This window comes from Streptomyces sp. iso_384, assembly GCF_056172905.1.
Genome location: NZ_JBWBTT010000001.1, coordinates 4904618 through 4919640, shown reverse-complemented (window position 1 = coordinate 4919640; position 15023 = coordinate 4904618). Strand labels below are relative to the sequence as shown.

The 15023-nt window shown below is 71.6% G+C and carries 13 protein-coding genes and 1 tRNA gene; 9 read left to right on the top strand and 5 right to left on the bottom strand.

Features of this window, described 5'->3' with window-relative positions; genetic code table 11:
- Positions 1–4: 4 nt before the first annotated feature.
- The 3 genes from eboE to AC0VY3_RS22085 all read left to right on the top strand — a co-directional run bounded on the left by eboE (position 5) and on the right by AC0VY3_RS22085 (position 3767).
- The gene (gene eboE, locus AC0VY3_RS22095) at positions 5–1180 is read left to right on the top strand and encodes a metabolite traffic protein EboE (protein WP_103508655.1); all 1176 of its coding nucleotides are present in this window, start codon (positions 5–7) and stop codon (positions 1178–1180) included.
- Positions 1177–2595 (top strand): alkaline phosphatase family protein, encoded by a 1419-nt coding sequence (locus tag AC0VY3_RS22090; RefSeq protein WP_103508656.1) that lies wholly within the window; start codon positions 1177–1179, stop codon positions 2593–2595. Before eboE ends, AC0VY3_RS22090 begins: the two co-directional genes overlap by 4 nt.
- Before the next feature lie 77 nt (positions 2596–2672).
- The gene (locus AC0VY3_RS22085) at positions 2673–3767 is read left to right on the top strand and encodes a sugar phosphate isomerase/epimerase family protein (protein WP_103508657.1); all 1095 of its coding nucleotides are present in this window, start codon (positions 2673–2675) and stop codon (positions 3765–3767) included.
- 71 nt (positions 3768–3838) lie between these two features.
- Here the strand turns inward: AC0VY3_RS22085 and AC0VY3_RS22080 are convergent, their stop codons facing one another.
- Positions 3839–5143: a DUF2254 domain-containing protein gene (locus AC0VY3_RS22080; protein ID WP_475550395.1), complete on the bottom strand. Its 1305-nt coding sequence runs from the start codon at positions 5141–5143 to the stop codon at positions 3839–3841.
- A gap of 175 nt (positions 5144–5318) precedes the next feature.
- Between AC0VY3_RS22080 and AC0VY3_RS22075 the strand changes: the two genes are divergently transcribed.
- Positions 5319–5406, top strand: a tRNA-Leu gene (locus tag AC0VY3_RS22075).
- Positions 5407–5495: 89 nt separating this feature from the next.
- On the opposite strand, the gene AC0VY3_RS22070 is transcribed toward AC0VY3_RS22075, so the two are convergent.
- On the bottom strand, positions 5496–5855 hold the full coding sequence (locus AC0VY3_RS22070; RefSeq protein ID WP_103508659.1) for a hypothetical protein: 360 nt from the start codon (positions 5853–5855) through the stop codon (positions 5496–5498).
- A gap of 323 nt (positions 5856–6178) precedes the next feature.
- On the opposite strand from AC0VY3_RS22070, the gene AC0VY3_RS22065 reads away from it, so the two are divergent.
- The 5 genes from AC0VY3_RS22065 to rbsD all read left to right on the top strand — a co-directional run bounded on the left by AC0VY3_RS22065 (position 6179) and on the right by rbsD (position 12138).
- Complete coding sequence (locus AC0VY3_RS22065) at positions 6179–7195, top strand: LacI family DNA-binding transcriptional regulator (protein WP_103508660.1); 1017 nt, start codon at positions 6179–6181, stop codon at positions 7193–7195.
- On the top strand, positions 7192–8790 hold the full coding sequence (locus tag AC0VY3_RS22060) for a sugar ABC transporter ATP-binding protein (protein ID WP_475550394.1): 1599 nt from the start codon (positions 7192–7194) through the stop codon (positions 8788–8790). Before AC0VY3_RS22065 ends, AC0VY3_RS22060 begins: the two co-directional genes overlap by 4 nt.
- Positions 8780–10735, top strand: a complete 1956-nt coding sequence (locus tag AC0VY3_RS22055) for an ABC transporter permease/substrate-binding protein (RefSeq protein WP_475550393.1) — start codon at positions 8780–8782, stop codon at positions 10733–10735. Before AC0VY3_RS22060 ends, AC0VY3_RS22055 begins: the two co-directional genes overlap by 11 nt.
- A gap of 93 nt (positions 10736–10828) precedes the next feature.
- Entirely contained in the window at positions 10829–11752 is a 924-nt protein-coding gene (locus tag AC0VY3_RS22050) for a ribokinase (protein ID WP_475550392.1), read from the top strand.
- On the top strand, positions 11749–12138 hold the full coding sequence (rbsD, locus tag AC0VY3_RS22045) for a D-ribose pyranase (protein ID WP_103508664.1): 390 nt from the start codon (positions 11749–11751) through the stop codon (positions 12136–12138). The genes AC0VY3_RS22050 and rbsD overlap by 4 nt, the downstream gene beginning before the upstream one ends.
- A gap of 25 nt (positions 12139–12163) precedes the next feature.
- On the opposite strand, the gene AC0VY3_RS22040 is transcribed toward rbsD, so the two are convergent.
- The 3 genes from AC0VY3_RS22040 to AC0VY3_RS22030 are packed head-to-tail and all read right to left on the bottom strand — an operon-like array spanning position 12164 to position 15011.
- Positions 12164–12790, bottom strand: coding sequence for a hypothetical protein (locus AC0VY3_RS22040; RefSeq protein WP_103508665.1), 627 nt, complete (start codon positions 12788–12790; stop codon positions 12164–12166).
- Positions 12787–14331: a sensor histidine kinase gene (locus AC0VY3_RS22035; RefSeq protein WP_103508666.1), complete on the bottom strand. Its 1545-nt coding sequence runs from the start codon at positions 14329–14331 to the stop codon at positions 12787–12789. Before AC0VY3_RS22035 ends, AC0VY3_RS22040 begins: the two co-directional genes overlap by 4 nt.
- Positions 14328–15011, bottom strand: a complete 684-nt coding sequence (locus AC0VY3_RS22030) for a response regulator transcription factor (RefSeq protein ID WP_103508667.1) — start codon at positions 15009–15011, stop codon at positions 14328–14330. Before AC0VY3_RS22030 ends, AC0VY3_RS22035 begins: the two co-directional genes overlap by 4 nt.
- Positions 15012–15023: the final 12 nt, after the last annotated feature.

Genomic DNA, 15023 nt, shown 5'->3' with positions numbered 1-15023 from the left:
GGCCATGCGCTTCCGCCACCCGGACGGCTCCACCGTCCACCTCGCCTACTGCACCAACGTCCACCCCGCCGAAACCCTGGACGGCGTCCGCGCCCAGCTCCGCGACCACTGCGAACCCGTCCGCCGCCGACTCGGCCGGGACCGCCTCGGCATCGGCCTCTGGCTGGCCCGGGACGCCGCCCGCGCCCTGATCAACGACCCCGCCGAACTCCGCGCGCTGCGCGCCGAACTCGACGGCCGCGGCCTCGAAGTGGTCACCCTCAACGGCTTCCCGTACGAGGGGTTCGGCGCCGACGAGGTCAAATACCGGGTCTACCGGCCGGACTGGACCGAACCCGACCGGCTCGCCCACACCACCGACCTCGCCCGCCTCCTGGCCACCCTGCTCCCGGACGACGTCACCGAGGGCACCATCTCCACCCTGCCGCTCGCCTGGCGCACCCCCTACGACGGTGACCCCGAGGCCGCGCGCACCGCACGAGCCGCCCTCACCACGCTCGCCCAGCGCCTCGACGCCCTGGCCGAGATGACGGGCAAGTCCGTCCGTATCGGACTCGAACCGGAACCGGGCTGCACGGTGGAGACCACCGCCGACGCCATCGCCCCGCTCACCGACGTCGGGCACGACCGGATCGGCATCTGCGTCGACACCTGCCACCTCGCCACCTCCTTCGAGGACCCCGCAACCGCCCTGCAGGCCCTGGCCGCCGCCGGCGTACGCGTCGTGAAGTCGCAGCTCTCCGCCGCCCTGCACGCCGAGCACCCCCACCTGCCCGAGGTCCGCTCCGCCCTCGCCGCGTTCGCCGAACCACGCTTCCTGCACCAGACCCGCACCAGCACCGCCGCCGGGCTGCGCGGCACCGACGACCTCGACGAGGCCGTCACCGGCCGGGCACTCCCCGATTCCACCCCCTGGCGCGCCCACTTCCACGTACCGCTCCACGCGCCCCCCGCGCCCCCGCTGACCTCGACCCTGCCCGTGCTCCGCGACACGCTCGCCCGGCTCGTCGGCGGACCCGCGCCGCTGACCCGGCACCTGGAGGTCGAGACGTACACCTGGCAGGCGCTGCCGGCCGAACTGCGGCCCCGCACCCGCACCCAGCTCGCCGACGGCATCGCCGCCGAACTCACCCTCGCCCGCGACCTCCTGGTCGACCTCGGCCTCAAGGAACTGCCATGAGCGCGCCCGAACCCGGCACGGAAACCGCACAGGAGACCGGCGGCCCCACCCCGCTCCTCGTCCTCGACGTCGTCGGCCTCACCCCCCAGCTCCTGGCCCATATGCCGAACCTCCGGGCCCTGGGCGAGCAGGGCGCACAGGCGCCGCTCTCCACCGTGCTGCCCGCCGTCACCTGCGCCGCCCAGTCGACCTTCCTCACCGGCGCCATGCCCGCCGAACACGGCATCGTCGCCAATGGCTGGTATTTCCGCGAGCTCGGCGACGTCCTGCTCTGGCGCCAGCACAACGGGCTCGTCGAGGGCGACAAACTCTGGGACGCGGCCCGCCGCGCCCACCCCGGCTACACCGTCGCCAACATCTGCTGGTGGTACGCGATGGGCGCCGACACCGACTGGACCGTCACCCCGCGCCCCGTCTACTACGCCGACGGCCGCAAGGAACCCGACTGCTACACCCGGCCCCCCGCCCTGCACGACGAACTGACCGACAAACTCGGCACGTTCCCCCTCTTCCACTTCTGGGGCCCCGGCGCCGACCTCGTCTCCTCCCGATGGATCATCGACGCCACCCGGCACATCATCGCCACCCGCACCCCCGACCTCGCCCTCTGCTACCTGCCCCACCTCGACTACGACCTCCAGCGTTACGGCCCCGACGACCCCCGCTCCCACCAGGCCGCCACCGACCTCGACCGGGCCATGGCCCCGCTGCTGGCCGACGCCCGGGCCGAGGGGCGTACCGTCGTCGCCCTCTCCGAATACGGCATCACCCGCGTCGACCGCCCCATCGACATCAACCGCGCCCTGCGCCGGGCGGGCCTGCTGGAGGTCCACACCCAGGACGGCATGGAATACCTGGACCCGATGGCCTCACGCGCCTTCGCCGTCGCCGACCACCAGCTCGCCCACATCTACGTACGCCGCCCCGAAGACCTGGAGGCGACCCGGGCGGCCCTCGCGGACCTGCCGGGCATCGAGCAGCTGCTCGACGACGAGGGCAAGAAGGCGCACCACCTGGACCACCCCCGCTCCGGCGAACTGGTCGCCGTCGCGGAGAAGGACGCCTGGTTCACGTACTACTACTGGCTCGACGACGCCCGCGCCCCCGACTTCGCCCAGCTCGTCGAGATCCACCGCAAGCCCGGCTACGACCCCGTCGAGCTCTTCATGGACCCCCAGGACCCCTACGTCCGGGTCAAGGCCGTCTCGGCGGTCGCCCGCAAGAAGCTCGGCCTGCGCTACCGCATGGCGGTCGTCCCCCTGGACCCCTCACCTATTCGCGGCAGCCACGGCCGCCTCCCCGAGAGCGACGACGAAGGTCCGCTCATCCTCTGCTCCACCCCCCACGCGTTCACCGAACGGGTCAGGGCCACCGAAGTGAAGTCCCTGCTCCTCCAGCTTGCCGGACTGCACTGACATTCCCCGTCACGCACCCGGCACCGCACCACTCATCCCGCACCCACCCGTCAGGTCACCAAGGGAGTCACGCGAACATGAGCCGCACCTCCAAGGACACCGAACTCGCCCGCAGACTGAGCCGCCGCAACATCCTCGGTGTCGCCGCCGGAGCCACCGCCGCCACGATCATCGGCACGGCGAGCGCCCAGGCCGACAGCCGCGACCGCGGCCAGGGACACGGCAAGGGCCACGGCCACGGACATGACCACGGCCACGGCCACGGGCACGGCAAGGGCAAGCCCGTCCTGCCGCCCGGCCGCCTCGGCATCCAGCTCTACAGCCTCCGCGACCAGGTCTCCACCCTCGGCTTCGCCCCCGTCTTCGCCGAACTGGAGAAGTACGGCTACGACGAGATCGAGTTCGCCGGCTACACCCAGGGCTCGGCCGGCGCCATCACGCTCGCCCAGCTCAAGCGGCTGGCCCGCGACCACGGGCTCAACCCGATCGGCAGCCACGTCGGCTACTACGACGACAACAACCCCGGCGCCTACACCTTCGCCCAGAACCTGGAGAAGGTCCTGGACGATGCCCAGGCGCTGGGCCTCAAGCACATCGGCACGGCCTCGGGCCCGTTTCGTTACGGCGACACGGTGGACGGCTGGAAGCGTGCGGCCGAGGACTTCAACACGTACGGGGCGGCCGCCCGTAAGCGCGGCATGAAGTTCTACCAGCACAACCACGCCGAGGAATTCTCCTTCGCGAGCGACAAGCCGCGCGTCCGCCTCTACGACGTGCTGCTCGAAGAGACCGACCCGGACCTCGTCTACCTGGAGATGGACATCTACTGGGCGTTCTGCGCCCAGTTCCGCTTCAGCAGGCGCGCGGACGGCAGTTCGGCCCCGCTCGACCCGCTGAAGTACGTCCTGAAGCACCCGAACCGCTACCCGCTGTTCCACGTCAAGGACGGCGTCCGCGACGACACGACGCGGGACGGCTACCGCATGTCGGACGTCGGCGACGGGGACATCGACTACAAGACGTTCCTGTCCAAGGTCACGCACCGGACCCATCAGGGCCGGACCTACCACCACTGGCAGGCCGAGCACGACAACCCGGTCGAGTCGCTCGCCTTCGCCCGCAAGTCGAGCGAGCACCTGCACTCCCTGCGCGAAGGCCGCTGCGGCGACTGAGGTACGAGGCCGGGCCCGCCGGATACGCTCCGGCGGGCCCGGCCGCCGCCCTGCTCACCGCGCCGCTGCCGCTACCCGATGCCCTGCCGGTCCGGAAGCAGGGCGAACTCCCGGTCGGCGGCCACCGGTACGTTCCGCTCCACGGTCTGCACGAGCAGCTCACGATGCCTGACCAGTGACCTCTTCCGGTCCTCCGGGGCGATCAGCAGCAGGTCGTCGAGGGCGGCCATGAGCCGGCGCGACACCTGGGGACTCCCGGCGACACACCAGCGGATCTCCTCGAAGGCGAGGTCGACCAGGTCGTCCCACCCCGGACCGTCCTGCACGAGACGCACCCGCCCGGCCCGGTCCCGGTGGTGGACGGTACCGAGCGGCAGATGCGCCACGGCCGCGAGGAACTGCACGATCCGGTCCAGGCACTGCACGGCGGTGGTCGGATCGTTCACGGACGTCGACAGGGCCCGCAGCGCGATGTCCGTGAGCTGCCGCAGCCCGAACGCCAGATCCTGGTGCAGGGTGCGCTCCACCGAGACGGACACCGAGTGCCGGAGCCGGTGCCGGGGCGGCACGGACCCGCCGTGGACGGCGAGGACCGGCGTCCCCGGCACCACGAAGTCGCCGATCCGCGGGATGAGCCGCAGCACGACGTCCTGCCGCCGCGCGGCCCGGACCAGCCGCGCGGTGTTCACGTCCCGCAGCACCCCGGCCCGCCCCTCGTGCCTCACCCGCGCGGTCTCCGGCCCCGGATCGTCCTCGCCGCCCAGCCCCCTCGGCATCCTGCCCAGCACCCGGAACGAGTCCCGCGCGATCTTGTCGACGACCGGCCCCACCTGCATCAGCCGCAGCGTCGCGCTCACATAGACGACGAAGAGCAGCAGACTCAGCCCGAGCAGCACCAGGATGAGCAGGCTCTGCACCAGCGGGACCGAGACCACCAGGCGCGGGTCGGTCTCGCCCTCGTACGAGGAGAGAACGAGCAGCGAGAAGAGGAACGTCGCCAGGAACACCGTCAGCGTGAGCTTGCTGATCCGGCTCCGGACGAAGATCCGCACCACCCGGGGCGTCAGCTGGCCGCTGGCCATCTGCACCGCGACCAGCGAGATGCTGAACACGACACCGATGAAGGTCATCATCGCGGAGCTGATCGTGGTGACGATCGTCTTCGCGTCCTGGGAGAACGCGATGAGCTGACCGAGCTCGTCGTACGCCTCCTCCCGCCGGAGCAGTGTGACGATCGCGTCGTCCAGCTCGGTGGCGATCAACCACAGGACGAACACGCAGACGAACCCCATGGTCGGGGCGAACCAGAACGTGTCACGCAGATGCTCACGCAGAGGGGACAGTGGACGGGGCCGGCGGTAGCCGCGATCACTCATGGACGCGAAGGTAGCCCCGGGAGCTCCACGGACCGGGGAGGCCGAGGTCGCATCGGCACGCCGCACCGCACTGACCACCAGATATGCACCGGATACGCAGGTGAAACGCACTCCGAACCCCTGGTATTGTTTTCCATGTCGCCGCGGGGAACACACCGCGAACGACAGACACCTTGTCCGGGTGGCGGAATGGCAGACGCGCTAGCTTGAGGTGCTAGTGCCCTTTATCGGGCGTGGGGGTTCAAGTCCCCCCTCGGACACCAGACCAGCAAGACCCCACTTCAGGTGGGGTCTTTTGCTTTGCCGCGCGGCCCCGCGGCGTGGGCCGGGGCAGCGCGCGCGGCGGAATCGGTCACCCGACGGAGAACAGCGCGACCGTCGCCAGGACCAGGGGGGCCGGGCAGGCCAGAGCTCCCAGCAGGAGGCTGCGTCCGTCACCGGACATACGCCGCACCGGCGGTGCCCGGCAGACCGCGACGAACATGCCCGCGCCACCGCACAGGACCGCCGAGCAGCACAGCAGGAAGCCGCCGACCGGCGCGCCCGACGCCGCGCCCCACAACGCCGTCATCCCGACCAGGAAGCACAGCCAGGAGAGCGACATCGCGGTGAGCAGCCACAGCGCCGCGGACAGCAGCACCACGCCGGGGCGCCGAGGCGGAGGCGCGATCCGGGCCGGCCGGTAGAGGGCGTCATACGTGCGGGGATCCATGCGCCGATCCTCGCCGGGCGCCCGCCGTCCGCGCCTGAGGTGTACGACTCGGCCGGGCGCGACTTGGTACTCACTTCGGCGAGGGCGCCACTCGCGGTACGGCACGGTCCGTCCGTCCCGCGTCCTTCCCACGCCCGCGCTCCCACCCCTCCGTCACGATCCGGTCTCGGCCACGGGAGGGGGTCTTGATTTCGGCCATGTAATCGATTCCAATCATCCGTGTAATCGATTCCACGGATGTCGTGCCGCCGGCCGTCACCGGTTCGTCGCCGATCGTCCCCAGGTTTCGAGGTGTACGGAAACCACAGGGAGGTGGTCCGGACATGGCGGGCATCAAGGATGTCGCGGCCGAGGCGGGAGTGTCCGTCGCGACGGTCTCGCGCGTGCTGAACAGCCATCCGTCCGTCAGCGAGGAGGCGCGAGGGCGCGTCCTCGCCGCCGTCGAGGCCCTCGGCTACCGGCCCAACGCGGTGGCCCGCTCGCTGCGCACGGCCCAGACCCGCACCCTCGGGCTGGTCATCAGCGATGTGCTCAACCCGTACTTCACCGAGCTGGCCCGCTTCGTCGAGGAGGAGGCCCGCGCCCTCGGCTACAGCGTCATCATCGGCAACGCCGACGAGCGGCCCGAGCTCCAGGACCACCACATCCGCACGCTCATCGACCGCAGGATCGACGGGCTTCTCGTATCGCCCGCCGACGGTGGCTCCCCGGTGCTGCGCGAGGTCGCGCCGAGCGGTACGCCGATGGTCTTCGTGGACCGTTGGATCCCCGGCATCGACGTTCCCGTCGTCCGGGCCGACGGTACGGGCGCGGTCAGGGATCTCGTCGCGCATCTGCACGGACTCGGTCACCGCAGGCTCGCCATCATCGCCGGGCCCGCGGCCACCACCACCGGCAACGAGCGCGTCGAGGCCTTCCGGGACGCGATGCGGGAGCTCGGGCTCGCCCTGCCCGACGCCTATATCGGGCAGGGCGACTTCCAGGCGGCCAGCGGGCGCCGGGCCACCGAGGGGTTCCTCGCCCTGCCCGACCCGCCCGAGGTCGTGTTCGCGGCCGACAACCTGATGGCGCTCGGCGCGCTGGACGCCATCAGGGCCCACGGCCTGCGCGTCCCCGACGACATCGCGCTCGCCGCCTTCGACGACATCCCGTGGTTCGTCCACACCGATCCGCCGATCACCGCCATCGCCCAGCCGACCGCGGACCTGGCACGGGCCGCCGTGCGCGCGCTGGCCGATCTGATCGAAGGGCGGACCCCGCAGTCCGTCACCCTGCCCGCCCGCCTCGTCGTACGCCGCTCGTGCGGCGGGGCCGCAACGAACCAGAGGAGCGACCGGTGACCCCACTGGAGGAGCAACCGGCCACCGTGCCGGACGAGTTGCTGCGCATCGAAGGTCTGCGCAAGACCTTCCCCGGCGTGGTGGCGCTCGACAACGTCGACTTCGACCTCCGCAGAGGCGAGGTCCATGTCCTGCTCGGCGAGAACGGCGCGGGCAAGAGCACCCTCATCAAGATGCTCTCCGGCGCCTACCGCCCCGACCGCGGCCGCATCCTGGCCGAGGGCCGCGAGGTCCGCATCGAGGGCGCCCAGGACGCCGAACGGCTCGGGATCGCGACCATCTACCAGGAGTTCAACCTCGTACCCGACCTCACGGTCGCCGAGAACATCTTCCTGGGCCGCCAGCCGCGCCGCTTCGGGCTCGTCGACCACCGCCGGATGCGCCAGGACGCGGAGAAGCTGCTGCGCCGGGTCGGCGTCGACGTACGCCCCGACGCCAAGGTCCGTGAACTGGGCATCGCCCGGCTCCAGATGGTGGAGATCGCCAAGGCGCTCAGCCTGGAGGCCCGCGTTCTGATCATGGACGAGCCGACCGCCGTGCTCACCTCCGAGGAGGTCGACAAGCTCTTCGCGATCGTGCGCCGACTCCGCGAGGACGGCGTCGGAATCGTCTTCATCACCCACCACCTCGAAGAGATCGCCGCACTCGGCGACCGCGTCACCGTCCTCCGCGACGGCCGCAGCGTCGACCAGGTCCCGGCCTCCACCCCCGAGGACGAACTCGTCCAGCTCATGGTCGGCCGCAGCATCGAGCAGCAGTACCCGCGCGAACGCCCCGATGCGGGCGACGCGTTGCTGTCCGTGCGGGGGCTGACCCGTAACGGCGTCTTCCACGACATCAGCTTCGACGTGCACGCCGGTGAGGTCGTCGGCCTCGCCGGACTGGTCGGCGCCGGGCGTACGGAGGTGGCGCGCGCGGTCTTCGGCGCCGACCCGTACGACACCGGCACCGTCGACGTACGCGGCGAACGCCTCGCCCGGCACGACGTTCCGGCGGCCATGGGCGCCGGAATAGGCCTCGTACCGGAGGACCGCAAGGGCCAGGGCCTGGTCCTCGACGCCTCCGTGCAGGAGAACCTGGGCCTGGTCACCCTGCGTTCCGCGACCCGCTCCGGGCTCGTGGACCTCAAGGGCCAGCGCACGGCCGCCGCCCGCATCGCGAAGCAGCTCGGCGTCCGCATGTCCGGCCTCGGCCAGCACGTCCGCACCCTCTCCGGCGGCAACCAGCAGAAGGTCGTCATCGGCAAGTGGCTGCTGGCCGACACCCGGGTGCTCATCCTCGACGAACCCACCCGGGGCATCGACGTCGGCGCCAAGGTCGAGATCTACCAGCTCATCAACGAGCTGACGGCCTCCGGCCACGCCGTCCTGATGATCTCCAGCGATCTGCCGGAGGTCCTCGGCATGAGCGACCGGGTGCTGGTCATGGCCCACGGCCGGATCGCCGGGGAGCTCCCCGCGGACGAAGCGACCCTGGACGCCGTCATGGCCCTCGCCGTCGGCACCCAGGGCCCCGCCGACACGCCCACCGACGCACCCGCGCCCACCGAACACCCCGCACCGAAGAAGGAAGAGGAGGGCCCCCGTGGCCACTGAGACACTCAAGAGTGACACGGGCGTAGGGGGCACCTCCGTGATACGCCGCGTCCTGCTCGACAACGGCGCGCTCAGCGCCCTGGTCGTCCTGGTGGTGGCGATGTCGCTGCTCTCCGGCGACTTCCTCACCACCCAGAACCTGCTGAACGTCGGCGTCCAGGCCGCCGTCACCGCCATCCTCGCGTTCGGCGTCACCTTCGTCATCGTCTCTGCGGGCATCGACCTGTCCGTCGGTTCGGTGGCGGCCCTGTCCGCGACGGTCCTCGCCTGGTCGGCGACATCGGCGGGCGTGCCGGTCGTCCTCGCGGTCGTCCTCGCGATCGCCACCGGCATCGCCTGCGGCTTCGTGAACGGCGCGCTCATCTCGTACGGCAAACTCCCGCCGTTCATCGCGACGTTGGCGATGCTCTCCATCGCCCGCGGTCTCTCGCTGGTCATCTCGCAGGGCAGCCCGATCGCCTTCCCCGAGTCCGTCTCGCGGCTCGGTGACACGCTCGGCGGCTGGCTCCCCGTACCGGTCCTCGTGATGATCGCGATGGGCCTGATCACCGCGATCGTCCTGGGCCGCACGTTCATCGGCCGCTCGATGTACGCGATCGGCGGCAACGAGGAGGCGGCCCGGCTCTCCGGGCTCCGGGTCAAGCGCCAGAAGATCGTCATCTACGCCCTGTCCGGCCTCTTCGCCGCCGTCGCGGGCATCGTCCTGGCCTCACGCCTCGTCTCCGCGCAGCCGCAGGCCGCCCAGGGGTACGAACTCGACGCCATCGCCGCCGTCGTCATCGGCGGCGCCAGCCTGGCCGGCGGCGTCGGCAAGGCATCCGGCACCCTGATCGGCGCGCTCATCCTCGCCGTCCTCCGCAACGGCCTCAACCTCCTGTCCGTGTCGGCGTTCTGGCAGCAGGTCGTCATCGGCGTCGTCATCGCGCTCGCCGTCCTGCTGGACACGCTGCGCCGCAAGGCCGGTTCGGGAGCGGCCTCCTCGGCGGGCGCCGCGCCCGGCGCACCCGGGTCCGGCCGCAGGAACGTGCTCAAACTCGGCGGCGCGGCACTCTGCGTGGCGATCGTCGTCGGAGCGGTCTCCTTCTTCAACTCCGGCTCCTCCGGCGGCACGACGAAGGTCGGTATGTCGCTCTCCACGCTCAACAACCCCTTCTTCGTACAGATGAAGGAAGGCGCGCAGGCCGAGGCCGAGAAGGCGGGCATCGACCTCACCGTCACCGACGCCCAGAACGACGCCTCCCAGCAGGCCAACCAGCTCCAGAACTTCACCAGTTCCGGCGTCTCCTCGATCATCGTCAACCCGGTGGACTCGGACGCCGTCGGACCGGGCGTCCGCAGCGCCAACAAGGCGGACATCCCCGTGATCGCCGCCGACCGGGGCGTCAACAAGGCGGACACCGCGACGCTCGTCGCCTCGGACAACGTGGCGGGCGGCAAGCTCGCCGCCGACGCGCTGGCCGACAAGCTCGGCGGCAAGGGCAGCATCGTCATCCTCCAGGGCACGGCGGGCACCTCCGCCAGCCGTGAGCGCGGAGCCGGCTTCGCCGAGGGGCTGAAGGCGTACCCGGACATCAAGGTGGTCGCCAAGCAGCCCGCGGACTTCGACCGCACCAAGGGCCTGGACGTCATGACGAACCTCATCCAGTCGCACCCGGGCGTCACCGGAGTCTTCGCCGAGAACGACGAGATGGCGCTCGGCGCGGTCAAGGCGCTCGGCAACAAGGCCGGAAAGTCCGTCTCGGTCGTCGGCTTCGACGGAACCCCGGACGGACTGAAGGCGGTCGAGGCCGGCACGCTCTACGCGTCGGTGGCCCAACAGCCCGCCGAACTGGGCAAGATCGCGGTACAGAACGCCGTGAGGGCGGCGAAGGACGAGAAGGTGGAAAGCACGGTGAAGGTGCCGGTCAAGGTGGTCACCCGCGAGAACGTCGCCGACTTCTCGTGAACCCGGCCCGCGTACCGGTTCTCCTGAACCGCTCCCGCGAACCGGCCTGTTGATTCCGGTGATCCCGGACCGACGAAAGCAGGAAGCACGCACATGCACGACAACGCCCCCGACGACCGGTACGACCTGCTGGTCGTCGGGTCGGCCAACGCCGACCTGGTGATCGGCGTCGAGCGCCGCCCCGCGCCCGGCGAGACGGTCCTCGGCTCCGACCTGGCCGTCCACCCCGGCGGCAAGGGCGCCAACCAGTCGCTGGCCGCCGCCCGCCTCGGCGCCAGGACGGCCCTGCTCGCCCGGGTCGGCGACGACGACCACGGACGGCTGCTGCTGGAGACCCAGCGCGCGGCCGGCGTGGAAACGGACGGCGTCCTGGTGGGCGGGGCACCCACGGGCGTCGCGCTGATCACCGTCGACCCCTCGGGCGACAACAGCATCGTGGTCTCGCCCGGCGCCAACGCACTCCTCACACCCGAGGACGTCCGGGCGGCGGCCCCGCTGCTGGCGGCCGCCCGGGTCATCTCCGTGCAGCTGGAGATCCCGCCGGCAACGGTGGCCGAGGCGGTACGCGGCCGGGGGCCGGAAACCCGCTTCGTCCTCAACCCGTCGCCGCCCGCCCCGATCCCGGAGGAGGTGCTCGCCGCCTGCGATCCGCTGGTGGTCAACGAGCACGAGGCGCGGTACATCCTGGGCGAGGACGCGGGGGAGACGCCGCACGACTGGGCCACGGCGCTCCTCGCGCTGGGACCGCGCTCGGTCGTGGTCACCCTCGGCGCGGCCGGTGCCCTGGTGGCCGACAGCCGAACGGACTCCCTGGACCACCTCGTCAGCCCGAAGGTGGAGGCCGTCGACACGACCGGCGCCGGGGACGCGTTCACGGCTGCCCTCGCCTGGCGGCTGGGCCGGGGCGACGACCTGCGGGAGGCGGCGGCCTTCGCGGTGCGGGTGGGCGCGGCGGCGGTCACGGCTCGGGGGGCGCAGGAGTCGTTCCCGACGCTGGAGGAGGTCGACGCGCTGTGAAGAAGTCGGGCATCCTCAACCGCCATCTGGCGGGAGCCATCGCCGAACTCGGCCACGGCGACACCGTCCTGATCTGCGACGCCGGTATGCCGATCCCACCCGGCCCCCGCGTCGTCGACCTGGCCTTCCGCGCCGGCACTCCGTCGTTCGCCGAGGTTGTGGACGGCCTGCTCGACGAGCTGGTCGTCGAGGGCGCGACGGCCGCCGAGGAGATCCGGGAGGCCAACCCGGAGGCAGCGGCGCTCCTCGACACCCACTTCCCCTGGCTGGAACTGGTGCCGCACGACGATGTGAAGGCGCTGACGCCGGCCGCCCGCCTGGTCGTCCGGACGGGGGAAGCCCGGCCGTACGCGAACGTGCTGCTGCGGTGCGGGGTCTTCTTCTGACGGGCGTCCGGCCGAGGAGCTGTTCTCAGCCGGACGTGCCCGAGGCGAGTGCGCAGGAACCGGACCTCTGCGCCCCGTCCTGTCCCCTCAGCGTCACGACCCCCCGGCCGTCGGTGGCCTGGTTGTAGGCGATCGTGCAGGTCAACTGGCGTACGGCCGTGGCGTCCAGTCCCTGCACGGCGAGGGGCAGGCGGGCGGTGACCCTGCCGTCCGAGGAGACCTCCACCTTCACGGTTCCCTTCTCGCGGACAGCGGGAAGCGCCGTGGTCAGACCTGCGGCCCGGTCCGCCTCGGCCGGCCCGGAGAGCAGCGCCAGGACGACCTTCTCCGTGGGTGCGGGGCCCGCCGGCCCGGAGGGGTCCCGTTCGACGGCGCCCGGCTCGACGTACTCGTCGCCGAACCCGGCCGAGGGAGTGACATCCCGGATCACGGGACTCAACCCGCCGTCCGGGGAAAGGAAGAAGAGCAGCATGTCGGCGTCACGGTTGAGGAAGGCCTCGACCGTCGCGGGGCCGCCCGCCTCGATGACGTCGGAGTCCTGGATCCCGCAGCCCCCCACCAGCGGTGCCCCGACCGTGGCGACGACGGCCGTGGCGAGGCCGCGCCACCACGCACGCCCCCTCGCGACACCGCGCCACCGCGTACGTCTCATCTGGCGGCCTCCTCGGCACGGAGCGGTATCTCGACGGTGAAGACGGCACCCCCGCGGGGCAGGTTCCCCGCGCGGATCGTGCCGCCGTGCAGATTCACGTTCTCCAGGGTGATCGCCAGGCCCAGGCCACTGCCGGGCGAGCGCGTGCGGGCCGCGTCGGCCTTGTAGAAGCGGTCGAAGATGTGCGGGAGCGCGGCTGCGGGGATGCCGGGGCCGCGGTCCGCGACCTCGACGACGAGCGCGAGCGTGCCCGAGGAGCTCGGTTCGGTGCGCAGGAGCACAGTGACGGGCGCGCCGCCGTGCCGCAACGCGTTCCCCACGAGGTTGGCGATCACGACGTCGAAGCGGCGCGGGTCGAGCCGGGCCCGGACGTCCGGGGGGAGTTCGGTGCGGATCCGGTCGTCGTCCGCCCAGCGCCGGGCCTGGAGGGTCTTGCGGATGGCCTCGGCGACATCGATCTCGTCGGAGTTCAGCTCGGCCGCGCGGGCGTCGAAGCGGGAGATCTCCATCAGGTCCTCGACGAGCACGGCCAGCTTTCCGGTCTCCGCGCTGACCAGCCGGACCGCCTGGGCGGTGTCGGGGTCCAGCCGGCCCGCGTCCTGGTCGAGGACCTCGGTGACGGCAAGCATCCCGGCGAGAGGGGTGCGCAGTTCGTGAGAGACGTCGGAGGCGAAGCGGCGCGCACGCGCTTCGGCATCGCGCAGTTCACCCACGGAGCGCTCCAGTTCGCCCGCCGACTCGTTGAACGTGTCGGCCAGGTCAGCCAGTTCGTCCCTGCCACGTACCGGTATGCGGGTGTCGAGTCTGCCGCTGCCCATGCTCCTGGCCGCACGGCGCAGCTCCCGCACCGGACGCAGCACACTGCGCGCCGCGAGCAGGGCGGGCACGAGCGCGACCGCGAGGCCGGGCAGGGCGCCGTTCCGGGCGGCGATGTGGAGGGCTTCCACGTTGATCTGCTCGTCGGTCATCCGCATGACGGCGTACAGGACGAGCCCGGTGGGGAGCTCACTGTGGGGCCCGGTTCGGAAAACAGTGGGCATGCCGATGGTCAGGTAGGGGACGCCGTCCTTGACCACCCGCTCGAAGCTGCCGTACCGGGCGCCTGTCGCGGCCCGGCGCAGTTCGGGGGTGATGACGGTGGAGACCGGGTTCTCGCCCGAGGACGCGCGGATCGAACCGTATTCGGCGAACACCACCCAGGGGCGCGGCTTGCCCGAGCGGGCGAGGTCGCGCAGGAAGTCCTCCAGCCCCTCCTCCTGGACGGGCAGCCCCCAGCCCGTCCGCTGAACCTGGTCGCGGAACGTCGAGACGGCCGTGTCCTGGGAGGTCTTCAGCAGCGCGTTGCGGGCCTCGCGGAAGGTCAGTGCGGACGTCGTGCCGGCGCTGACCGCGGCGACCAGAAGGAAGGCGGCCAGCAGCCGGGTGCGGAGACCGAACGCCCTGACCCGCGAACGCTCACGGGGGTGTGCGGCCGGCCCCGCGCCGTCCGTTCGCTCGCTCCCGCCGCCGCGCGGGCGGCCGGGGCGGGGGACGGTGGTCACAGCGGGCCGAAGCGGTAGCCGAAGCCCCGCAGGGTCTGGACGTACCGCGGGCTGCCGACCTCGTTCTCGATCTTGCCGCGCAGTCGGGCGACGCAGGCGTCGACCAGTCGGCCGTCGGCGTGGAAGGTGTGCTCCCAGACGTTCTCCAGGAGCTGCTGCCTGCTGAACACCTGCTCGGGAGCGGCGGACAGGTGCAGCAGCAGTCTGAGCTCCGAGGGAGCGAGCGTCAGAGGTCGGCCGGCCTTGGACACCGTGAGCCCGACCCGGTCGATGGTGAGGTCGCCGTAGACCTCGATGGCCGGGCGCCCCGTCGAGCCGTCGTCCATGCGGCGCAGCACCGCACGGATCCGGGCGTCGATCACCTCGGGCCGGGCGGGCTTGACGATGTAGTCGTCGGCACCGGCCTCAAGACCGATGACCACGTCGAAGTCGTCGCCGCGCGCGGTGAGCATGATGATCGGCAACTGGCTGTGCTCCCGGATCCGCCGGCAGACCTGTACGCCGGTCATGCCGGGCAGCATCAGGTCCAGCAGCAGCAGATCGGGGCGGAACTCGGCCAGCGCGGCGAGGCCGTCCTCGCCGGTTCCGGCTGCTCGTACGTCGTGGCCGCGTCGGCGCAGACCGAGTTGGACCCCCTCACGTACGAAGGGGTCGTCCTCGACGAGGAGCACGCGGGACATCGGCTGTTTCTC

Coding starts and splice junctions, on each gene's coding strand:
- AC0VY3_RS22090 (WP_103508656.1), top strand. CDS start 1,177: ATGAGCGCGCCCGAACCCGGCACGGAAACCGCACAGGAGACCGGCGGC.
- eboE (WP_103508655.1), top strand. CDS start 5: ATGCGCTTCCGCCACCCGGACGGCTCCACCGTCCACCTCGCCTACTGC.
- AC0VY3_RS22030 (WP_103508667.1), bottom strand. CDS start 15,011: ATGTCCCGCGTGCTCCTCGTCGAGGACGACCCCTTCGTACGTGAGGGG.
- AC0VY3_RS22080 (WP_475550395.1), bottom strand. CDS start 5,143: ATGAGTGATCGCGGCTACCGCCGGCCCCGTCCACTGTCCCCTCTGCGT.
- AC0VY3_RS22065 (WP_103508660.1), top strand. CDS start 6,179: ATGGCGGGCATCAAGGATGTCGCGGCCGAGGCGGGAGTGTCCGTCGCG.
- AC0VY3_RS22085 (WP_103508657.1), top strand. CDS start 2,673: ATGAGCCGCACCTCCAAGGACACCGAACTCGCCCGCAGACTGAGCCGC.
- AC0VY3_RS22050 (WP_475550392.1), top strand. CDS start 10,829: ATGCACGACAACGCCCCCGACGACCGGTACGACCTGCTGGTCGTCGGG.
- AC0VY3_RS22070 (WP_103508659.1), bottom strand. CDS start 5,855: ATGGATCCCCGCACGTATGACGCCCTCTACCGGCCGGCCCGGATCGCG.
- AC0VY3_RS22040 (WP_103508665.1), bottom strand. CDS start 12,790: ATGAGACGTACGCGGTGGCGCGGTGTCGCGAGGGGGCGTGCGTGGTGG.